A 21,393-nucleotide genomic window follows, 5' to 3' on the forward strand; every position below is an offset into this window, starting at 1 on the left:
ATTCTTACCTAACAGGTAAATGCAGGCCAAGAGCCCGGCTCAATGCCTGCTGTACTTTGGCATTATCGAGGGCCCGCCAGCGGGCAACAACGTGCTGATCGGGCCTGATCAGGTAGCAGGTATCTGGCTGCGCGTCGTAGCGCTTGGCGGCGATGCCGTCGGCGTCATGCAGCAGGGTCAAGCCAGGCAAAGAAGCAGGCACACCTTCAACTGGATCGCTGCTAACCAGCACAATCTTGACCGGCGCTGGTGCGGCAACCATGAGCTGCTGCATCTTATCCAGCGCAGCATGCAAACCCTTGACATCACAAAAGACCAGCACAGTGAATTGCTGGCCCAATTGCGGCAGCAGCCAGCATTCCGAGCCTGCCGAGCTGCCGTCCGGCAAGGATGCCAGCGGAGCGTCCAAACAAGAGGCACCCGGCACCATCTGGCCTCCAAAGGCATCCTCGTCCGGCGTATTCAGCGCAGAATCATGCAGCACTGCCGGCACCGATAAGCGCCCGCTGTTGACCAGTTGCCGCGCAAAAGGATGCTGTGCAGCCAGCCTCAGTGTGGCATCGCGAAACATGCGGCTGACATTGCTTTTGGGCGTGATGAAATCGGTGGAGCGGGTGGAATTGCGGATGTTTTCATCGGCTGCATATTCGCGTTCTTGCGCATAGCTGTCCAGCAGGTTATCCGGCGCTTGCCCTTTGAGCACGGCCGCCAGTTTCCATGCAAGGTTTTCTGCGTCCTGTATGCCACTATTAGCGCCACGCGCGCCAAACGGAGAGACGCCATGCGCAGAATCGCCGGCGAACAGCACACCTCCATGCCGGAAAGCATCCATGCGCAGGCAAGAAAAAGTATACACGCTGACCCATTCCAACTGGAATTGCACATCCCTTCCGAGCAGTGCCTGCACCCTGGGTATGACACGCTCAGGCGTTTTTTCCAATACCGGATCTGCATCCCAGCCCAACTGAAAATCGATGCGCCAGACATTATCGGGCTGCTTGTGCAGCAGTACCGATTGATTCGGATGAAAGGGAGGATCGAACCAGAACCAGCGTTCCGTAGGAAATTCCGCCTCCATTTTCACATCGGCGATCAGGAAGCGGTCTTTGAAGGTGCGCCCCTTGCTGTCCAGCCCCATCAGCTTGCGTATGGGGCTGCGCGAGCCGTCTGCCGCAATCACATAGCGGCCTTGCAGGCAATACTCACCGTCGGGAGTTTCTATTGTCAGCTTGACGCCATCGGCGCTCTGCTGCAGGCCAACTACCTTGTTCTTCCATCGGATGTCGATATTGGGCAGTTCGCGCGCCCTGTCCAGCAGGAAGCCTTCCACATAGTATTGCTGCAGATTGATGAAAGCGGGCCACTGGTGCCCGCTTTCAGGCATCAAGTCAAAGCTGTACACCATCTGCTCCTGCAGGAAGACCTTGCCGACGTTCCAGCGCACGCCCTTGTCCACCATGGGCTGACCGCAACCGAGGCGATCAAAGATATCCAGCGAACGCTTGGAAAAGCAAATTGCCCGCGAACCGCTGGACAAGGTGCAGTCATCATCCACCAGCACAACGCTGATGCCCTGCTGCGCCAGATCAATTGCGGCTGCCAGGCCGACCGGCCCGGCGCCGACGACGATCACCGGATGCAGCCCGGCACTATGCCCAGCCTGCTGCTCTGGGCACGGCCGGTATTCAAAGCTCAGAGATTGATAATCTGTGCTCATGCTATTGTCTCCTCCCTGCTACATTCCGATGTTGCGGCTGATTTTATTTTTATAGTGGCCAGATAAGCTGGTGCGGCATTGCCTTCGTGGATCAATCCAATTAGTCCTGCAAAGCCGCCCACATGTCCTGGTCCCGCTGCGCGGTCCAGATGCGCGGATGCTTGATGCCGCTGGCCTCATCATAGGCACGGGATACATCAAAAGGCAGGCAGTGCTCATAAATGAAGACATGGCCGAACTTGGGATCCATTGCCTTGCGGGTGTGCGCCATCGCGCCTTTCAAATCCAGTTGCTGCGCTACCGCCTCACGCCCCTGTTGCAGCAAGGTGGTCACGAAGTCACGCGTGTAATCCAATCCCTTGTTGACCTCGTCCGGATTCAACAAGGCTGGACCACGTCCCGGTACGAGCTTGTCTGCTTTCAGTGCACGCAAGGCTTCCAGCGTAGCCGGCCATTGCTCCAACTGGGCATCGCCGCAATAACAGGCGGCATCGTATTCAACCAGATCACCGGAAAACAGCACTTTCTGCGAAGGAATCCACACTACCGTATCGCCCTTGGTATGGCCGGAGCCCAGATGCATGATCTTCACCTCCAACTTGCCGAGGAATAGCGTGATTTCTTTTTCAAATACCAGCGTGGGCCAGGTCAGGCCGGGAACCGTCTCCACACCGGCGAACAGGCGCGGGAAGCGTTCTATCTCAGACTTCATATCCGCTTCTCCACGCTCGACAATCATTTCATAGGTGCCGCGGCTGGCGATTACCTGCTGCGCGCCTTCTTCGAAATAGGCAGATGCGCCGAGTACGCGGACTGCATGATAGTGCGACAGCACGACGTGCTTGATAGGCTTGTCGGTGACGGTGCGTATCCTGGCGATCAGGTCTTGCGCCATCGCGGGCGTGGCGGTGGTGTCAACAATCAGTACGCTGTCATCGCCGATGATTACACCGGAATTAGGATCTCCCTCCGCCGTATAGGCCCAGGCATTTTCCGATAATTGGATGAAGCTGATTTTTTTCTGTTCCAGATCTGCCTGGGATGCAAATGCCTTGGCCATGCTGCTCTCCTGATTATAAGGAGGCACGCATGCCTCCATGTCAATTTGATCGAGGCTGTAATCAGTACTCGATATGGTGAACACATCATAATCCCTCGTTTTTACATTTGTCAATGACAAATTAATTTGACTATGTATAATTTATTTTTGAGCTAAGCATAAACAGCTTAGGCGTACACTTGCCTTTCCGTTATCATGTCGCCTTGAAATACAATCCCCTGTAACAGCAATTACACAGTGACATTGCCCGTGAGCAAACCCAAAGTTCAAGATCCAACACCGGATACCGGCAAGGAAAAGCAGCAGCGCGGCATCCAGAGCGTGGAGGTCAGCGGCCGACTGCTACAAGCACTGGCGAACGCGCGTACGCCTCTGGGCCTGAGCGAGCTGGCCGCCGCAGCAGCGCTGACGCCCGCGCAGGCTTTTACCTACCTGGTCAGCCTGGTGAAGCTGGGCTTGATCAAGCGGGATTATTTGTCCGGCAATTACGAACCTGGCCCACTCTCACTGCGTCTGGGCCTGATGCACCTGGAACACCAGGTGGCTTACCGCATTGCCATTCCTTATGCAGCGCAGCTGGCGGAAAGCCTGGGGCATAGCGTGGCGATCTGTACCCCCGGCCCGCAAGGACCAACCATCGTTCGTTATGAGCACGGCGGCTTTCCGCTGCATGTGAACCTGCACATAGGAACAGTCATGTCTTTGCCGCTGACTGCCACCGGCCGCGTTTTCTGCGCGTATTCGGAACCGGAAACCCTGAGGCAAATGCTTGGACAGCAATCCGGCAATCGCACTACACACCCTTCGCACCCTACGCCAGTTCACGCCGCGCAAGTGCCGGATGCACATTTCCAAAAAAATCTGGCGGTGATACGAGAACAGGGAATGGAACGCGGCATCAATGCTCCCAGCCCCGGCATCAGCAGCCTGTGCGCTCCGGTGTTCGATGACAAGCAGATTTTGTGCATGACATTGACGGTCATTGGCTCCTCCGGCGACATCAATGTTGACTGGAATGGCAGCACCGCGCTGGCGTTGAAGAATGCAGCCCATGCCATCAGTGGCATGCTCACCGCACAAACCGGAGCCGCCACATGAGCGAAGACATGGCATCCGCGGAGCCCAAACCACAGCGCGGCATACTTTCACTGGACAGCAGCGGACTCATCCTGAGCGTGCTGGTGGCGGCCGGCCGACCTCTATCGCTAAAAGACGTGGCCAGAGCGGCCGACATGCCTACCGCGAAGGCATTTCCACACCTGGTGAGCCTGCTAAAAACCGGCGTGCTCAGCCGTGACGCCGATGGCTGCTTTGGACCCGGCCCGTTGAGCCTGCAACTGGGCCTGACTGCGCTGCAGCGCTTGTCGCCGACGCGCGAAGCGGAGCAGGATATATTGCAAATGTCCCGGGAAACAGGAATGAGCGTGGCAATGGCGGTGCTGGGCCCTTTGGGCCCTACCATCATGCGGCTGGAAGAATCTGCCAGGCCGCAGCACATCAGCCTGCGCCTGGGCACTGTGATGTCCATGGTACATACGGCGATAGGCCGGGTATTTGCGGCCCATGTTGCCGAAGACGTGCTGCAAGACTTGCTGGCACAGGATGCGATCAGAATGGCGGGTGCGGAATTAAGCGATGCGGCAATGGCAGACTACAAGCTGCAGTTAAAGAAAATCGCGGAAACGGGGATAGACACTGCGCTGGATGCGCCCGTCCCAGGCATACATACTCTGGCAGCGCCGGTATTTGATCATACCGGCAGCATCTGCATGGTGATTGCGCTGATAGGCTCTGCCGGGAGCTTCGATACCAGTTATGAGGGAAAGAGCGCCCATAGCCTGCAAAACGCAGTTCAAGGATTGTCGCTGCGCCTGGGGTATGCAGGTATTGCACCAACGAGAGAAAGTGCCGGGGTACGGGCATGAGTTCCAGCGCAGAATTTACTGCCTATATCAAGGAAAAATTTGAAATTCTGGGAGACGTGAGTTTTTCCCGTTTCTTTGGAGGCATAGGCATCTCTTATAGCGAGGTGCAGTTTGCGATGGTCATGGGAAATACACTGTATTTCTGCGTCGACGATAGCAACCGTGACGCATATGTCGAAACCGGGATGCAGCCGTTTTCCTATGCGACCAGGAAAAAAACTATCCTGGTCAGCAAATACTATTCAGTGCCGGAAGAAGTCCTGGATAATCCCGGCACCTTGCGGGAGTGGGCACAGGCAGCAATCAAGGCAGCCCACGCCAAATCAAAAAAGAAACACTAAACCACTAGGTTTCAAGATATATCCTGAAGCCGCGCATTGGCCTTGGTCAGGTAAAACCACTCTTCCCCGGCCTGCGCATTTGCATCCGGAAAAATAATGCGGCCATCGATCTCTGCAACAACAGGCGTGCCATCATGGCGCGTGCCAATAAGGTCGCCTTTTTTTAGCACATCAAAACTGGACCAGGCGCGGCTGAAGCTATCATCCCTATGCGTTTTGTCCACCACATCGTAAATGCGTAAAGCTTCCATATCCCGGACCGGTGCTGGATCGCCGCCGGCAATCAGCCCCAGGTGCGCCAGCGTATTGATGATGGCTCGGTAGGCAACCTCGGGCGCATGCGGATCCTGGTGCTGGCCACATTCCAGCGTCATCGCGTAGCCGCCGACTGAGCGCATGTATTCTGTGGTGCCGACGCCAAACAGCGGATCCGCATTCAGCAATTGCGCTGCATCGGCCTTTCCGCTCAGGCTGGCAAGATACTGCTTGCGCCGCTCCACGCCGCGCGCATAGGTGCTAAGCCAGCCGTCGACAAAACGGCTCACACCCAGTCGCAGCGCCATGGCTTTCTCTTCTGCCGCAAAGTGGAAAGGTTCGATGGCACCGTCATTGTTTTCCGGCCCGACCATGACAAATGCTTCCCCCTCGCCGCGGAAAGAATGCAAATCCAGCAAAACCTCGTGCTGCGCCATCAACGGGCATAGCCAGTTGGCGACATAATCTTCAAATTCCCTGGGCTGGTCTGTCGGTTGCAGTTTGCGATTCAGGTTACGGTCGCCGCTGCGCTCACCGCGCTGGTAGGCCAGCGGATTGGCAATCGGCACAAAGGTCACCGTACCGGCGATGATACTCAGAGTGCCGGCTTCTATTTCCTCTATGACCCGGCGTATGCCTTTAGTGCCGCAGGTTTCATTGCCATGCACGGCGCCAGTGACCAGCAGGCGCGGCCCGGCATGCGGCGAGGAATAAGAAGTGCTTTTAAAAAGAAGTGAGGGAATTTCTGACGAAGACATATCGCTACCTTGAAGCTTGCCAAGTATTTAAAAACTGTAAGGGACCGTCGCGCCGGCAAATAAACAAGTGAATGAGAAAAACTAGCTTTTCTTGCGGCCAAAATCCGGATTTACCTTGATCATCGCCGTGATACCCAGGCTGGGTATCGCCGCAATGCATATCCACACGAAAAAGTGTGCGTAGCCTAGCTGGGCCTGTATCCAGCCGCTGAACATGCCAGGCAACATCATGCCCAGCGCCATAAAGCCGCTGCAAATCGCATAGTGGGCAGTCTTGTGCTCACCGTCAGCGACCATGATCATGTACATGATAAACGCTGTAAAACCAAAACCATAGCCTAATTGTTCTATCGCCACTGCTGCCGCTACCACATAGATATTCTGCGGCTGCATAAAGGCCAGGTAAACATACGCCAGATGCGGCACATTGATCGCCAGTGCCATAGGCCATAGCCAACGCTTCAGGCCATGCCTGGAAACCAGGTAGCCGCTGACCAGGCCGCCCACTGTCAGCGATAACATGCCTATCGTGCCATATACGACACCGACTGCTTGCGTAGACAAACCCAGCCCGCCCTTGTCAATGCCATCCAATAAAAACGGCGGCGCCATCTTGACCAGCTGCGACTCCCCAAAACGATACAGCAGCAGGAAGCTGAGCGTCAGCACGACGTTTTCCTTTTGCAGGAATTTGGCAAAAATGGAAAAGAAGGTTTTGACTACATGGCCGGACTCGCCGCGCGGCTGATCGCTGTCCGGGCGAGGCAGCACCAGCTTGTGATACACAAACAGCGAAAGAAACATGGCAGACAGCACAAAAAATACGACTGACCATGCAAAAGCCGGCTTGCCAGTCAAATCTGTCAGATAGCCGGCAAGATAAACCAGCGCGCCCTGCCCGGTAATCATGGACATGCGAAAAAACATGCTGCGGATGCCGACATAGGCGGCTTGCTGGTGCTGTTCCAGCGCCAGCATGTAGAATCCATCCGAGCTGATGTCATGCGTCGCTGCGCCAAAGGCAAGCAGCCAGAAGCCTGCTAGCGTCAACTGAAAATAATTGGGCATGGGTATCGTCAGCGCCACCAGACCAAAGAGCACACCGATCAGCAGCTCCAGCCCTATGATCCACAAGCGCTTGGTCTTGAACATGTCGACAAACGGCGACCACAAGGGCTTGATCACAAACGGCAGATAGAGCCAACTGGTATACAAGGCAATATCCGCGTTGGATACACCCATTTTTTTGTACATGATGACAGACATGGTCATCACGATCACATAGGGTATGCCCTGGCTAAAATACAAGGAAGGTATCCAGCGCCAAAGCTTGTCTGATTCTGCTGCGGTTTTGTCCATGCCTGGGTGGTGGATGCTCAGTAAATACGCGGTAACACGCGGTGAATGCCCAATGAATTAATTATCTTCCCAGCAAAATTCGGGCAAGGCGACTGAAATTTTGCCTCGGGCACATATAAAAAAGTTATAGTCTGGCGGGTTTTGAGTAATGCTGCGGGAAAAAGTTCTTATTTAAGTTCTTATTTAATTTATGACTATCCCGCTTTCTTTCCGTATGACGCAAGGCCATCCGGGAAAGGTATTCCAAAAAGACATACTATCGTCTTATCTTTTCATTGGCAGACAGCCAACCCGAATCATATGATAAAAACCGCCTCAGATTATCGTTTCCGTACATCTGTAGGTGAAGCGCCTGCCCAGACCGCAAGCGTCAGTATTGCAACCTTACCAATGCAAAGCAATCAATGACAGTAGCCTCGAATCCCGACGCAAGCCTGAATAGCCCTGCCAGAGCCGGCGGCGAACTTGGCCTGGGTATTGATGCCGGGGGAACTCAAACACGCTGGGCACTCGCCAACGATGCAGGACAAATCATTGCGGACGGCTTTGTCGGCGGCATTACTGCCTTGCAGATAGCCACGGCAGATGGACTCCTAACTCTGCAGGATACGCTGCAGGCGTTGGCAAGTGCAGCGGCCGTACATGGATCTCCTGCGAGAGTGCGCGTTGGCCTGACAGGTTTTGGCGGCCAGAGCGAAGTCGCCGACGAATTGCGACGCTTGATGGCGCGGCCTTTTGGCCTGCTACCGCAGGACATCATACTCAGCAACGACATAGAATTGGCTTACCTGGACAATTTCCGGCCTGGCGAGGGTTATCTGGTGTATTCAGGCACCGGTTCCATCGCGGCATATATTGAGAAAAACGGCAGTTTTCATCGCGCCGGTGGGCATGGCGGGGTATTGGATGATGCCGGCGGCGGATTCTGGATCGCCCGCGAAGCCTTACGGCATATATGGCGCAGCGAAGATGAGCGTCCAGGCAGCTGGCGCCAATCGACCTTGGCGCTCAAGGTGTTTGAATACATAGGCGGAAATGACTGGTCTTCATCGCGCGCATTCATTTATAACGGCACGCGTGGCCAGGTGGGCATGCTGGCATTGGCGGTGGCAGCCGCGGCGGACAGCGACCCGGTTGCTTTCGGCATACTGAAGGAAGCCGGCCGCGAACTCGCCAGGCTGGCGGTGGCCCTATGCGGCCGCTATGGTATCAAGCCCATCATTCTGGCTGGGCGCGTACAGGAACTTCATCCTATCATTGCTCAAAGCATGCGCAACAGCCTGCCTGCCGACTACAGCCTGCGGCAAAGCAGCAGCCAGGCGCATTTTGCAGCCGCCCGGATGGCATCCAACTATGGGATGCGTAAATGATGTACAACCGCTGTTCCTTTTTTCATAATCAAGCATAATCTCCCCCACATATTCACGCGATGAAAAAACTTCTTGCTTTGCTTGCCATGACGACCCTTTTTGCCGGCTGCGCCACCCCGCTGAACATCGACAGAACCTATGCCGGCAAAATGCAGGACAGCCGCGCACGCTTCCTCGTCATCCACTACACGGTGTCCAATTTGCAGCGTTCCATCGAATTACTGACAGGCGACAATGTCAGCGTGCATTATCTGGTGACTGATGAGGCGCAGCCGCGCATCTATGGCATGGTGGATGAAAACAAGCGCGCCTGGCATGCAGGCAAGAGTGAATGGAAAGACTACAAGAGCCTGGGAGCCAGTTCCATCGGCATAGAAATAGTCAACCCGGGCTACACAGATACGCCACAAGGCCGCGTCTATGCGCCCTTCCCTCAAAAACAGATCGATGTGCTGCTGCCACTAATCAAGGACATTGTTGCCCGCAACCAGATCGCTCCTGAAAATATTTTGGGACATAGCGACATCGCGCCGCAACGCAAGCAAGACCCGGGACCGATGTTCCCCTGGAAGCAGTTGGCAGACGCCGGCCTGATTGTCTGGCCAAATGCAGAACAGGTGAAATTGAAGCAAGCCTCGTATGAGAGCCAGGTGCCTGATGCTGCCTGGTTCCAGAAAAAACTGCATGCGCACGGCTACACCGTGCCGCAAAGCGGCCAACTGGATACGGAAACGCAAACTGTGATCGGCGCCTTCCAGATGAAGTACCGTCCGGCCAACATCGATGGCAAACCGGATGCGGAAACCGCAGCAATACTGGAGGTGCTGACCAGCACGCCATCCACCATAGTTACGCCGTTCCTGGAACAGGCAGCTCAGATTAAAAAATAAGGAAAAAAAATGAAATTATTGAGAGTGGCGTCATGGATAGCTTTAGCGAGTACCATTGCTATTTTAAGCGGCTGTGCAACCGGCGTGCGGCTGGATACCAGCAAGACTGCGATAAGCCAGGAAAGCCGGGTCAAATTCCTGATCATTCACTATACAGCACTGGATATGCCGACCTCCTTGCGCGTGCTGACCCAGCAGGAAGTCAGCGCGCATTACCTGGTTGGAGATGACAACCCGACCACGATCTACCGCCTGGTAGATGAAAGCCAGACTGCTTACCAAGCGGGCTTAAGCGATTGGAAAGGCTTCAGCCGTCTAAATCCAAGCTCCATAGGCATAGAAATTGTGAACCTGGGCTACCAGGATGGTCCTAATGGACGCAGCTACCAACCCTTCCCGCAGTACCAGATAGATAAGCTGATTCCCTTGATCAAGGACATCGTGGCGCGGCATAAAATCAAGCCGGAAAATATCCTGGGCCACCAGGAAATTGCGCCGCAGCGCAAGCCTGACCCCGGCCCCTTATTTCCGTGGAAGCAGTTGGCAGATGCAGGCCTGATCCCCTGGCCTTACGCAGACCAGGTCGCTACATTGCAAGCTGGCTATGAGCAGCAATTGCCGGATATTACATGGTTCCAGAAGAAGCTGGCCCAGCATGGCTACTTGACGCCGCAAACAGGCGTGCTGGATGATGCTACCCGCAATGTGCTGATCGCCTTCCAGGCCCGCTACCGGCCTGCCAAATTCGACGGCCACCCAGACGCCGAATCTGCGGCGATCTTGCAGGTACTGACGACAACCGCCAAAACCATCAATAAACAACAATGAATTCGGCACTGGCACAATTAGGCATAGGGCAAGCGCTGCTGGATGCGCGCGGATTTATTGCACAGGAAGAAGCAAGCGATTTGCAGGTCGCAGAGATTGGCGAAGATGGCAGGGAGTTTTTGCTGACACCTGCAACCACTACCGCGTGGCATAGCATGAAGATCGCCGCACAGCAGGACGGCATAGTCCTGCTGCTGGTATCCGCATACAGAAGCGTGCAAAGACAGATTGAAATCGTCCAGGCCAAGCTGGATGCCGGCCAGCAGATAGCGGATATATTGACTATCGTTGCGCCGCCAGGCTACAGCGAACATCATACCGGCCGCGCCATTGACATCGGCAGCGATGAAGATACGCCAGAGCTGGAAGTAGAGTTTGAAACCACTGCCGCATTTGCATGGCTGACACAGCATGCAAATGCTTTCGGTTTTTCCATGTCCTACCCAAAGGGAAATTCCTCAGGCTATCAATATGAGCCTTGGCACTGGTGCTTCACAAATACAGCAGATCCAGCCTAAGCAACTTATACCAAGCAATTTATACATCAGCAAGGTGCAGGCACATCCTACAAAGGAAACTTTCGCACAACGGCGCTCACCACGCCCCAGATCTGGGGATCGTCGGCTTTTTTGCAGATTACCGTATCTACATCGGGGTGCTCCGACTTTAGCACAAGCATGCCGTGTGAACTGTACAGGCGCATCAATACATATTCGCTATGCAGGATAGCAATCACCATCTGGCCATTTTCCGCATGCAGCGAACGGTCCACCAGCAATTTGTCGCCCTCACAAATACCGGAACTGGACCAGCTATCATCCTGCACATCGAAGAAAAAAGACGATCCTTTATTCGGAACGACATAGTTGTTCAGGTCCAGCGTGGTTTCCGCATAGCCGGAGACCAATGGAGAAAAGTCCGGCGGCAGGCTGCGGCTCAGTTCCGGCAAACGGCATAAGGGGGAACTGGGATCAGGCACGAGCGGATCCTGATTCAGCGTCTTGGTGATGGCTTGAGTGAGAGAAAAAGCTCGGGCTGTTTGCATATTGACCATGTTGGCACCTCGTTATACTGTATTTATATACAGTATATCGTAAACTTCGGCGTGCTCAAGAGCTTCTCGCTTTTTAATCAAAGCCCCTCCAAATCCTATTTTTAAAATTTGCCTGCAGGAAAGCCTGATTGGATGTAAGCTATTGATATATAAGAGAGTTTCATTTATTTTTCAGCAATTTTTTGCGAAGAACAGGATCATCGTGTCTATCTCAGCACTCAGTAGCGGTCTTTCCGGCCTGCAAGCATTCCAGCGCGGACTGGATACCTCCGCCAACAACATTGCCAATGCACAGACCAACGGCTACAAACCCCAGCAGGCGTCCTTCAAGGAAGGCAGCAACGGTGGGGTAAACGCCGTCGTCAGCGGAAACGGTAGCAACGGCACCTCGACAACATCCACCGAAGCCAGCGGAACGGATCTTGCGACAGAAACAGTCAATTCACTTGTCTATAAGGCGGGATTTGATGCTTCAGCAAAGGTGGTCAGGACTGCCGATCAGACACTGGGAACCCTGATCGACATCCAGGCCTAAGCTACCAAGGAGGACTATTTTGAGTCTTCCAGGTACATGCCATTAAGGCGTATGAATTGCTGGGTCGCGCGGCAGTTGGCTACGATGGTGGAGGCGTAAATTTTTTTGGCCAAACCGTATTAGCGATTTTTCCGGCTACGGCATGAGAGGTTTCCATACCCACATGCAGCCCTGCATTGAACAGCGCTCCATCCAGTGTTTTTTCAAGAGTGGGCGCGTATTCTTGCGCCTGCTTTTCAAAACCACCGTCACTCAGAATTTTGCTCGCTATAGTGTCACTGCTTGCGGTCTGAACTGCGCCTACGACACCCGATTTAGCCGCAGCGGTCGCTCCCGTCTTGGCCAGTGTCTTGACGCCCTGTCCAAATAGCACTTTACCCATAGGCAGCAGTTGCGCTCCTGCCTGCAGGAACCCTTCTGCCGCGCCGGCCTTGTCTGCCGTCGCCTTGTCCACACCGGCATCCTGCAGCATCTGTGAGCGCGCCGTACCTTCGGCAACACCGGTGACAATCGGTGCCGCCGCCGCTAAGGGTGCGTAGGCTAAACCGGATGTCACCATGCCAGTCCAGCGTGTCGGCGCCTCGGCATTACCGCCCTGTTGCAGCAACGCTCCACGCTTGGAATATAGTGCACGATCGTCATCAGACATCTTGCCAGGAACCCAGTCCGGCATGGCGTCACTTAACGCCACCGCGGACTTGTCTATTGCACCGAGGATTTTTTTGCCGGTGGACTGCACGCCAGCAATTGCGTCGTCAATCAGCCCTCGCTGCGGCTGCGTGGAGAAATTCTCTGTATCAGCTACAGGCTCGGGACTGATGTAACCATCAAGTTCAAGTGATTGTCCTCGCCGTGCGAACAATGTTTTCACTTTTACAGGGTTTATCAGAAACCGGGCCTACCCTACACTTGCGTCACTGAAAAGAAACCGAGATAACCGCTGCAGCGGTGAAATCAGAAATATCTATTACCAACCTTAACTATGGAGGGGCATATGAAAGCACTCATTGAACGTCAGCTATATAAACCCTCTATGGTGATGCCCATGTTGAGTTTAATGCAATTGATGGTTTCGCTCGATTTCAATATGAGCCAGGTCACTCTTGTTGCACTGGCCAGAGGTATGCGCTGCGCACGCCATAAGCTATCCCGTACTGGCAATTGCTAAGCACTGCTGCACCCATTTCTGAAAAAGAGTGAGCATTTAGCACGCCAGTGCCCTTTGTTGCACTCAAAACAACTCAACACTGAAAGAGAATTCAAGCCGGCCTTCCTGTTGGCCCAGCTTGTTTTTGCCCTTCATCATCAGCAGGCAATCCCGCTACCCGCGAGCGGTCATCTTCATTTGGTTCGAGTTCATGCTGCGTAGGTTGCGGGCGCTCCTTCGGATGTGACTGATTTTTTTTGACGCGTCCAGATACTCCTGGGAGATCAGATGTATTTTTATGCGTAGCCATAATAAGTCTCCAACAACATGCGCGAACAATCGCCTACTTGGGTGGAACCGGATCCAATTTATCCAGCGCCATATCAGGTTCGTCTCTATTAAGCGAAGCTTCCCGCTCCGTAGCAACAGAGTCTTCATTCAAACCTTGCACGTCCTGCTCAAGCTTAGCTTTATCAAAATCCGCAATCAGCGCCTCATCTTCCAGCGTAGAAGGAACGGACATTTCCTCGCCGGCGACCAATGAATCAGACATGCGTCCATTTGTGGGCGCTTCAGTATTTTTCTTCTCTTTTGATTTCAACATGATAGATAGCTCCTTGTCTCTACATGAGCAAGATGCTAGCGGTTGTCCTTTGCAAGGTCTGTACGCAAACGCACTATGCGCCTGACATCAAAGCTCAGATCGGTTCCTGGCTACCAACATCAGGAGGCAATTTTTTTCCCACATCGCGGCTAAAACGTTTTGCACTCGCAGTCTCTGCTGCTTTTTCAGCAGGGGCACTGCCATCCTTTTGCGCTGGCCGGATGGGGGCGCTTTTTTGAGCTTCGGCGTCGACGGTTTTTGTGGCCAGCGATGAATCCTGCTCTTTAACTATTTCCGGATTGATAGTGTGTATAGTCATGAACTACTCCAAGATAGAGGTATGAGGCATCACGATAATAGACGGCCTGAAATCCGTCTGTGAAACAACACACATACCATTACGCTCGAAACAAAGGTTTCACTAGAATCTCGTCTCTCGCGCAGCCCGTAGAAAACTATCTAGTATAGGTGTGCAATCCAGCAGATCCTGGCTGCCAGCGCGGTGAAACTCTGGATGCCATTGCAGCCCCATCACAAAGCTGGCTTTTTTGTAGCGAATTGCCTCAACGATTTGATCAGTGTGCGATACCGCCTCCACCACAAGATCTCGCCCCAGGGTTTTTACGGCCTGATGATGAATGGAATTGACCAATGCAACAGGTTTTGATGCAAACATCTTTCCAAGTGTAGATCCCTTCGTAAACTGGACCTCATGGTAATTCCTGTCATACATATCATTCACATGTGAAATCGCGGCAGGCACATTGCTGGCGATATCCTGATACAAGGTGCCGCCAAAACCGACGTTGATCAGCTGGCATCCGCGGCAAATGCCCAAAACCGGTTTATCCGCTTCAATAAATTCATGCAATAACTCCAGTTCATACATGTCACGTGCACGGTCGCCATTCCATTCTGGCCGCGTTACTGCCTCAGCATAACTTTGAGGGGATACATCAGCCCCGCCCTGCAGCACAAGGCCGTCAAGGTGCTTCGCATAGTCACGCAAGCGGATGTTACTGGGGTGGAGCAAACCATTAGTATTCACCGTAGGTATCATGAATACCAGCACATCTCGCGACATGACCCATTGCGCAATCGACTCTTCCAGGTATTGCAAGGTCTTGCTGCGTAAGCCTGTGCCGTCGGCCTCCGGATGAAAGATGCGAGCAGACACGCCTATCTTCAGGGTTCGCTGCGTCATGCGTCGCAACGCCTTGTCCGACATCGCCTTGAAGCGTGCCGACAACAATTTCAAGGTATGTGTCCAGGGAGATTCGTCCATCGCCTGGTACGCCGGCAGGCCCTGGCTACGTTCGGGTTTGGACTCCGGTTCGGCTTCAATCGAGGCATTTGCAACAAGAGGCTCCGACGGAACTCGCGCTATCGCTGCCGGATCTGCTGGAATCGCTTTTTGTTCCCCTGTATCGGCTCGCGCCGGCGGTAAAGGATCATCAGTTGACATAATTTTCTTTCTATAGACACGCCTATTGCGTTGCCATCCACATCTGGCTTTGCTGCCGCACCACTTCACTCAAGGAGCCGCCCTTGCCATAGGTATCTCGCAGCCAGTCAGCATCAGACTGGCGCTCCAGCAGCCGGTTGGTCAGCAATCTCAGAGCGTCAGCGGTACCCAGTTCCTGCGCAGTTTCGGTCAGCATCATCAGGGTTTGCAGAATGTCTTCCTTGATCGTCACCTGGGAATTTTCTCCCAAAGGATTGATCACGTTTCCCTTCAATCCGAAACGGCAAGACTGGAATCGGTTATAGGTGTATGTCAGATAAACATCCTGGTTCGGCATCAGCTCCCTATGGTCCAGCAGATACTTGCACAGTGTCTGTGCGTAGGCAGCCAAAGCCACCGCAGTTTCTATCTCCAGCGGCGTGTCGCACACCCGTATTTCTATCGTGCCGTACTCTGGCTTGGGCCGTATATCCCAATAAAAGTCCTTCATGCTGGCGACAATGCCGAGATCCTTCATCGTCTGAAAATACCGGTTGAACCCCTCCCAATCACTAACAAATGGCATATATCCACTCAGCGGAAAGGCATTAATGCTGGTCAATCGTGACGATTGAAAACTGGTATCCACGCCCTGATAAAACGGCGACGATGCAGATAGTGCGATGAAGTGTGGGATATAGCGCGCCAGCAAGTGCACCAGCCGTATCCCTTCATCTCCATTCACACAACCGATATGAATATGCTGACCATATACGGTAAATTGCTTGGCCAGGTAGCCATATAGCTCAGATACCAATGCATAGCGTTCAGAGGGATAAATGCGCTGGTCGTCCCAGTGCTGAAAAGGGTGGGCGCCACCGCCTGCCAGGCCCAGATTAGTCTTTTCTGCAGCGGCCACCATCAATGTACGCATCGCTTTCAACTCTGCCAGCATTTCCTGGTGGTCGGTATGCACCGAGGTCGCAATCTCTATCATGCTCTCGGTAATTTCCGGTTTGATGTCATAGCCATGCGGCTTTTTGTTGATCAAGGCCAGCAGGTCACTGGAACCACGCGTCAAATTAAAATCGCGTCGGTTCACAATCTGCAACTCCAGCTCCACCCCCATCGTCAAAGGTGTTGATGATGTAAATTCCAGCACAGGCAACTCCTTCAATTTTTTGCTTCGCCTGAAAGTATCAAGGCAAAACGAACGCAAACCGGTCCGGCAATTTCCAATATGGCAAGCACGGACAATAGCAACGCCGACAACTGTGCACCAAATTCCGGGTACAGTACTGTCGCATTCTTTACCAGCACAAGCGCCACGCCGGACATAGGCAGCAGACTCAGCCCCAGCAAGGCGCCCCGGCGCACCGCAAGACCGTTCATCGGTGCCATAGCTGCGCCAAAGATCACACTGATCACCAGCCGCACTCCAACAAAGCCGGCAACTATCAGCCAGTATTCACGCAGATGCAGCAATTCCAGTTGAGCTCCGGCGCTCACAAACAGGATCGCATACAGCAAACCGCTGAACTGGCTAAAATCCGGTTCTACAATCGCATATCCCCTGTCGCGGTGGCGACTGGTGATGCCAAACACGAGGAGTGCGATCATGGCAGATAGATTGAGCATGCTTGCTGCGCCCACTGTTGCTGCAATCAGCGCAAACAGGATAATGCGCTGGCTCTGATGCTCCCTGCCCAGCCACTCGCTGATATAGATCACCAGCCTGCCGGCAACCCAGCCCAGCAAACCGGAACCCAACACCAAAAACAGGGGATGGAAAACCAGAATACGCCAGTCGCTGCTGTATTCCAGGTGCAATGCAGACAAGCTCATCGTGAAAACAATAAACGCCAGCGAATTATTGATGGCAATGATATTCAGCATGCGCTCGCTGACTTGTCCCTCTGCTTTCAGCTCATGCACGATATTGAGTGCAACCGCCGGAGAACTGGCCATGCCGATCGCAGCCGCCATACTTGCGACCATGTGATGCACACCCATGCTAGTCAACAACAGATACAGCGCAAAGAATATTCCCACGCTGATCAGGATGCCGGTCACCAGCAGCCATTTTTCTTTCACCAGCCATTTGTAGTCAATGCGGCGGCCAAGCTCAAACACCACCAGCCCGAGAGTCAGATCAATAAGAGGAGCGAGGCTATCTAGTGCGGCAGCGTTAAACAGGTTTAATCCAGCCGGTCCTATCAGCAGGCCGGTCAGCACGTAACTGGTGATGGCGGGCACAGGCAATAAGCGCGTCATAAGCCGTGCGCCGAGTATGCCCGCCACCAAAATGAATCCTATCGCCGTCAAGGTATTCAAGGCCTCGGGCATGACAGGAAAAATAGTGTGTGGAATCATTTTTTGCCGCCAATCGCGTCGGTAACTGTCAATAAGATTCGCAAGAGCCTATACCTCCTACAAGAGTATGGTGACCGATAAAAACTTCAGCAGGATTACTGAAAATATGATGGCAAGAGTATCAATAATCGGTTGATATTGTATGTGCGGTAACTAACGACGCTTTTAGGGGAAATATCATAGTGCTGCTTAGGTGTGCTCCCCTATCAACACAGTGCGTCCTGGCTTACCAAGAATGCCGCCAGCATAAAGCCGGTGCAAAGAAGATATTCGCGCAAGCGGCTATTAGCAAGCTCGGCAAATAAGAAATCTAAAAAAACAATCATCAAGCAAAGCTTTCATTTTTCCGGATTCAGCTCCCCTTGCGCCGATTTCCCCTCTCCCTGTAGCCGCTGCGGCAAGGGCAGGAATTTGTGCGCCAGCGCATGGTATAAGGCAGTCGGACAAATCAGTTTTGATGCCCCGCTGGCAATCACCGATGCCGCCATCAGAGGCAGCAACATCTGGTGGCTGTCGGTCATCTCCATCATGATGATGAAAGAAGTCACCGGTGCCCGGGTCACGCCGGATAAATAAGACGCCATGACCAGCAGCACGACTGCACTATGTGTTGCCAATGATGGAAACAGATCGGCAAGATTGTCCCCCAAGCCTGCCCCCACGGCCAAAGACGGAGCGAAGATACCGCCGACAATGCCACTCATTGAAGACGCCAGGGTAGCCAACAATTTTGCCAGGCCAAAATACCACGGCAAGACACCGCTATCTTCCAGAGTCAGCCGGGTGGGAGCATATCCGGTGCCAAACACCAGTCCTTGGGTGCATACCCCCAAGATCGCAACAAACAATCCACATACAGCAGCGTATAACACGCGCCTGTTTTTGGTGAGTGCTGCCAGGCGCGGCGGCAGATTAAAGCTGCTGGCAGTCAGCAATTTACTGAATATGCCACCTCCCACGCCTCCCACTATGCCACACGACAAGACTGCGGCCACCCCGGTATGCCAGTCCAAAAAAGCGCCGCTGGACCCAAAATAAGTATAGTTACCCAGCAAGGACAGCGAAATCAATCCAGAGACAATGACAGTTACCAGTGTAGAGCTGTTTGCGTTAAACACATGCTTCTTGCTCAATTCTTCAATCGCAAACATGATGCCAGCCAGCGGCGTATTGAAGGCAGCAGCAATCCCGGCCGCGCCGCCAGCGAGGATCAGGATGCGCCGCATTGCTGCTGTCTGGAATGGCCCCCATCCATAAAACATGTGCATGATGGACGCGCCAATCTGCACCGTTGGCCCCTCCCTGCCGATTGACGCACCCATGCAGAGGCCGCCCAAAGTCGACACGATCTTTCCCGCGGCAATCTTCATCGACAATAAACTGCTTCGTTTCTCGTCGCCGCTGACATCCATCGCTGCAATAGTCTGCGGAATCCCGCTTCCCTGCGAGCCCGGAAAGAAACGGTTGCAGCAGTAGGCCAGCAAGGCAAATCCAGCCGGCATAAACAGCAAGGGTGACCAAGGAGCCGCTTCGGTGATCTGGCGATTCAGCCTATTCGCATACTCGCTGCCCATCGCAAGCCCCACTGCAGCCAGTCCAACCAGCACAGGCCCCAGGACCCATGCGGCCCCTCTGTGCCAAAAATGGACGACTTTTAGACGAAGCACTTCACCTATCGATAAACTGCTGGCTACCTGATCATTCTCGGAGATTGGCATGGATAGTGACGGCTGATAGCCGCTGACCGGCAAAAAGTCGGCAAAGTGAACAACATCTGCTCCTCGGCCGCAAAGAAATACATTCAAGCAAATTATATTTCATCAAACTATATTTGTACAAATATAATTATGCTAGCATGCTTTCATAAGGCAAACATCATGACAAAAAAGAACACTCCGACAGCGCAAGCTTCAACAAAAGAAGGTGGTGGCAATATAGCTCCGCGCCTCGAAATACTAAAAAAGCTACGCGTCGTCATACGCGCGGCGCAACGGCATTCTTTATGGATAGAAAAACAGTGCGGCGTCAGCGGCGCGCAATTGTGGATCATGCAGGAACTGCATGAAAATACCAGCCTGCGAGTGGGCGAACTGGCGAACAAGCTGGCCATCCATCAAACCACTGCCAGCAATCTGCTGGATACATTGGAAAAACGCGGCTATGTCGTCAAGACCAGAGACAACAAGGATCAGCGGGTAGTAAAAGTAAAGCTGACGAAGGAAGGCTCGGGCACTTTGATGCAAGCACCTACGCCAGCACGTGGCCTGCTACCGGAAGCGCTGCTGCAGATGCCGGAAGAGAAACTCTCCCAGTTGGATCTGGGTTTGCAAGGACTGCTGGATAGTATTGATGTATTGGACGAGGGCTTCGGCATGCTGCCCCTTCCCTTTACCATGTAGCTTGTACAAGTCAATAACTCGGCAAGAGTAAGGCCGTCACCGGCCTTTTCCAGCCTCCGATTTTTCGGAGGCTTTTTTTATCTCCAAGCAAAAATTGCCAACAGATAAGATGACAAATTATCAAATATAAGGCAAAATTATTTCCAATACCACAACAAAAATTACTCCAATTATCCCTTCTCAAGCACAAATGGAAGCGCCGATGAAACAACACTTGAACGCCATCAAACAATTGTTCGCCGACAAAAACTCATTGCATCTGATGCAACTCAACCCCGGCGCAAGTAATGAAGAATTGGATGCGTTGGAGCAGCATCTGGGTGTTGGCTTGCCGGCAGATTTCAAAGAATATTTATCCATCCACGATGGACAAGCGCGAGAGGACGGCCTTATTTTCGAGATGCCCTTGCTCAGCATTGCAGAAATTAAAGACGTGTGGGATGGCTGGTGCGAGACTGAAGAAGAAACTTCCACTGAAGATAATACTTTCGGCATGTGCTCAATTCCGGAAGGCTATGTCAAACCCATGTATACCAACCCAAAGTGGATAGCTTTCACAAAGGACCATGGCGGCAACCATATCGGACTGGATCTTGATCCCGACATCAAAGGTACGATGGGCCAAGTCATCATCTTCGGCTGCGACGAACATGAAAAGCGGGTCCTCGCCTCTTCGTTTACCGGATTTCTTGCGATGGTAGAACGTCAGATGAGGCTGCTAGGATGGTCTGTTGATGAGGACAGTTGGTATTATGACGATGAAGAAAAAACCTACAGTCACTATCATGAGTGGATAAAGGAGTTGCAGCCGCAGATAAATTGGCGCATATCGCATCTTTGCATTCCTAAGATGATGCCGCCTTCCCTGCCCTCTTCAAAGGAAGCTCTGCTAAAAACAAACCTCATTTCTCTGACCATCGTCAGCTCTTTCATCACACCATTGCTATTTGCTGAAGAAGCAGTTCCCGCGCGCTTGGGCATGCAGCTAGACTTGCAACCGTCGGCAGATGCAGCGGGAAACTATGTCCTTGCATCTGAAATCCGAGATCTGGTATCCAACCAGCTACTGGGTTCTCCAAAACAGGTCTTCTCAAATCAGGCTCCCGCGAGCATAGAAATAGGCGTGACCGCCGATTACACGCTCAAGATCAGCGTAGATATCACTCAAAAGGATCAAGGCAAACAAAAAGCACGCTGTCAGCTGAGCTATTCACGAGATGGGGAAATTATTTCGCAACAGAATCTTAATTTCGGGCTGAAAAACCAGGCATCAGCCTGAGCCAGGCTCAACGTAACTTGCCAGTTTCAAGAGCCGGCGGGCAAATTAGCGCCTC

The 21,393-nt window shown here is 53.1% G+C and carries 22 protein-coding genes; 10 read left to right on the forward strand and 12 right to left on the reverse strand.

The window, feature by feature from the left end; translation table 11 throughout:
- Positions 1 to 4: 4 nt before the first annotated feature.
- Positions 5 to 1,717 carry an FAD-dependent oxidoreductase gene (locus IEW12_RS02470; RefSeq protein WP_188564393.1) on the reverse strand — a complete coding sequence of 571 codons (1,713 nt, stop codon included), beginning with the start codon at positions 1,715 to 1,717 and terminating at the stop codon, positions 5 to 7.
- Positions 1,718 to 1,817: 100 nt separating this feature from the next.
- On the reverse strand, positions 1,818 to 2,777 hold the full coding sequence (locus IEW12_RS02475) for an MBL fold metallo-hydrolase (protein ID WP_188564394.1): 960 nt from the start codon (positions 2,775 to 2,777) through the stop codon (positions 1,818 to 1,820).
- A 249-nt stretch (positions 2,778 to 3,026) separates the two neighbouring features.
- Between IEW12_RS02475 and IEW12_RS02480 the strand changes: the two genes are divergently transcribed.
- Genes IEW12_RS02480 through IEW12_RS02490 form a run of 3 tightly spaced genes read left to right on the forward strand, consistent with a single transcriptional unit; the run spans position 3,027 to position 5,043 of the window.
- Positions 3,027 to 3,875, forward strand: a complete 849-nt coding sequence (locus IEW12_RS02480) for an IclR family transcriptional regulator (protein ID WP_229750873.1) — start codon at positions 3,027 to 3,029, stop codon at positions 3,873 to 3,875.
- The gene (locus IEW12_RS02485; RefSeq protein ID WP_188564396.1) at positions 3,872 to 4,702 is read left to right on the forward strand and encodes an IclR family transcriptional regulator; all 831 of its coding nucleotides are present in this window, start codon (positions 3,872 to 3,874) and stop codon (positions 4,700 to 4,702) included. The genes IEW12_RS02480 and IEW12_RS02485 overlap by 4 nt, the downstream gene beginning before the upstream one ends.
- Positions 4,699 to 5,043: a TfoX/Sxy family protein gene (locus IEW12_RS02490; RefSeq protein WP_188564397.1), complete on the forward strand. Its 345-nt coding sequence runs from the start codon at positions 4,699 to 4,701 to the stop codon at positions 5,041 to 5,043. The genes IEW12_RS02485 and IEW12_RS02490 overlap by 4 nt, the downstream gene beginning before the upstream one ends.
- Positions 5,044 to 5,054: 11 nt before the next feature.
- Here the strand turns inward: IEW12_RS02490 and IEW12_RS02495 are convergent, their stop codons facing one another.
- Entirely contained in the window at positions 5,055 to 6,056 is a 1,002-nt protein-coding gene (locus tag IEW12_RS02495) for a succinylglutamate desuccinylase/aspartoacylase family protein (protein WP_188564398.1), read from the reverse strand.
- Between the two features lie 81 nt (positions 6,057 to 6,137).
- Positions 6,138 to 7,415, reverse strand: a complete 1,278-nt coding sequence (locus IEW12_RS02500) for an AmpG family muropeptide MFS transporter (protein ID WP_188564399.1) — start codon at positions 7,413 to 7,415, stop codon at positions 6,138 to 6,140.
- A gap of 404 nt (positions 7,416 to 7,819) precedes the next feature.
- Here IEW12_RS02500 and IEW12_RS02505 point away from each other — a divergent pair, with 404 nt between their 5' ends.
- The 4 genes from IEW12_RS02505 to IEW12_RS02520 all read left to right on the forward strand — a co-directional run bounded on the left by IEW12_RS02505 (position 7,820) and on the right by IEW12_RS02520 (position 11,021).
- Complete coding sequence (locus IEW12_RS02505) at positions 7,820 to 8,785, forward strand: N-acetylglucosamine kinase (protein WP_188564400.1); 966 nt, start codon at positions 7,820 to 7,822, stop codon at positions 8,783 to 8,785.
- Positions 8,786 to 8,871: 86 nt separating this feature from the next.
- The gene (locus tag IEW12_RS02510) at positions 8,872 to 9,675 is read left to right on the forward strand and encodes an N-acetylmuramoyl-L-alanine amidase (protein WP_308789109.1); all 804 of its coding nucleotides are present in this window, start codon (positions 8,872 to 8,874) and stop codon (positions 9,673 to 9,675) included.
- Positions 9,676 to 9,684: 9 nt separating this feature from the next.
- Positions 9,685 to 10,503 (forward strand): N-acetylmuramoyl-L-alanine amidase, encoded by an 819-nt coding sequence (locus tag IEW12_RS02515; protein ID WP_188564402.1) that lies wholly within the window; start codon positions 9,685 to 9,687, stop codon positions 10,501 to 10,503.
- Entirely contained in the window at positions 10,500 to 11,021 is a 522-nt protein-coding gene (locus IEW12_RS02520) for a M15 family metallopeptidase (protein WP_188564403.1), read from the forward strand. Before IEW12_RS02515 ends, IEW12_RS02520 begins: the two co-directional genes overlap by 4 nt.
- Before the next feature lie 47 nt (positions 11,022 to 11,068).
- Here the strand turns inward: IEW12_RS02520 and IEW12_RS02525 are convergent, their stop codons facing one another.
- Positions 11,069 to 11,557: a LexA family protein gene (locus tag IEW12_RS02525; protein ID WP_188564404.1), complete on the reverse strand. Its 489-nt coding sequence runs from the start codon at positions 11,555 to 11,557 to the stop codon at positions 11,069 to 11,071.
- 202 nt (positions 11,558 to 11,759) lie between these two features.
- Here IEW12_RS02525 and IEW12_RS02530 point away from each other — a divergent pair, with 202 nt between their 5' ends.
- Positions 11,760 to 12,092, forward strand: a complete 333-nt coding sequence (locus IEW12_RS02530; protein ID WP_188564405.1) for a flagellar basal body protein — start codon at positions 11,760 to 11,762, stop codon at positions 12,090 to 12,092.
- Between the two features lie 79 nt (positions 12,093 to 12,171).
- Here the strand turns inward: IEW12_RS02530 and IEW12_RS02535 are convergent, their stop codons facing one another.
- The 7 genes from IEW12_RS02535 to IEW12_RS02565 form a co-directional block, all read right to left on the reverse strand.
- Positions 12,172 to 12,963, reverse strand: coding sequence for a hypothetical protein (locus tag IEW12_RS02535; protein WP_188564406.1), 792 nt, complete (start codon positions 12,961 to 12,963; stop codon positions 12,172 to 12,174).
- Positions 12,964 to 13,582: 619 nt separating this feature from the next.
- Positions 13,583 to 13,843 (reverse strand): hypothetical protein, encoded by a 261-nt coding sequence (locus tag IEW12_RS02540; RefSeq protein WP_188564407.1) that lies wholly within the window; start codon positions 13,841 to 13,843, stop codon positions 13,583 to 13,585.
- Positions 13,844 to 13,937: 94 nt separating this feature from the next.
- Positions 13,938 to 14,162: a hypothetical protein gene (locus IEW12_RS02545; RefSeq protein WP_188564408.1), complete on the reverse strand. Its 225-nt coding sequence runs from the start codon at positions 14,160 to 14,162 to the stop codon at positions 13,938 to 13,940.
- A gap of 102 nt (positions 14,163 to 14,264) precedes the next feature.
- Complete coding sequence (locus IEW12_RS02550) at positions 14,265 to 15,308, reverse strand: gamma-glutamyl-gamma-aminobutyrate hydrolase family protein (RefSeq protein WP_188564409.1); 1,044 nt, start codon at positions 15,306 to 15,308, stop codon at positions 14,265 to 14,267.
- Between the two features lie 22 nt (positions 15,309 to 15,330).
- Positions 15,331 to 16,449 (reverse strand): YbdK family carboxylate-amine ligase, encoded by a 1,119-nt coding sequence (locus IEW12_RS02555; RefSeq protein WP_188564410.1) that lies wholly within the window; start codon positions 16,447 to 16,449, stop codon positions 15,331 to 15,333.
- 11 nt (positions 16,450 to 16,460) lie between these two features.
- The gene (locus IEW12_RS02560; RefSeq protein WP_188564411.1) at positions 16,461 to 17,660 is read right to left on the reverse strand and encodes a cation:proton antiporter; all 1,200 of its coding nucleotides are present in this window, start codon (positions 17,658 to 17,660) and stop codon (positions 16,461 to 16,463) included.
- A 338-nt stretch (positions 17,661 to 17,998) separates the two neighbouring features.
- Positions 17,999 to 19,378: a chloride channel protein gene (locus IEW12_RS02565; protein WP_188564412.1), complete on the reverse strand. Its 1,380-nt coding sequence runs from the start codon at positions 19,376 to 19,378 to the stop codon at positions 17,999 to 18,001.
- 159 nt (positions 19,379 to 19,537) lie between these two features.
- Between IEW12_RS02565 and IEW12_RS02570 the strand changes: the two genes are divergently transcribed.
- Positions 19,538 to 20,059, forward strand: a complete 522-nt coding sequence (locus tag IEW12_RS02570; RefSeq protein ID WP_188564413.1) for a MarR family winged helix-turn-helix transcriptional regulator — start codon at positions 19,538 to 19,540, stop codon at positions 20,057 to 20,059.
- A gap of 202 nt (positions 20,060 to 20,261) precedes the next feature.
- Complete coding sequence (locus tag IEW12_RS02575) at positions 20,262 to 21,338, forward strand: SMI1/KNR4 family protein (RefSeq protein ID WP_188564414.1); 1,077 nt, start codon at positions 20,262 to 20,264, stop codon at positions 21,336 to 21,338.
- Positions 21,339 to 21,393 lie beyond the last annotated feature (55 nt).

The sequence above is a fragment of the Parundibacterium terreum genome (assembly GCF_014636315.1).
Taxonomy (GTDB): Bacteria; Pseudomonadota; Gammaproteobacteria; order Burkholderiales; family Burkholderiaceae_D; genus Undibacterium; species Undibacterium terreum.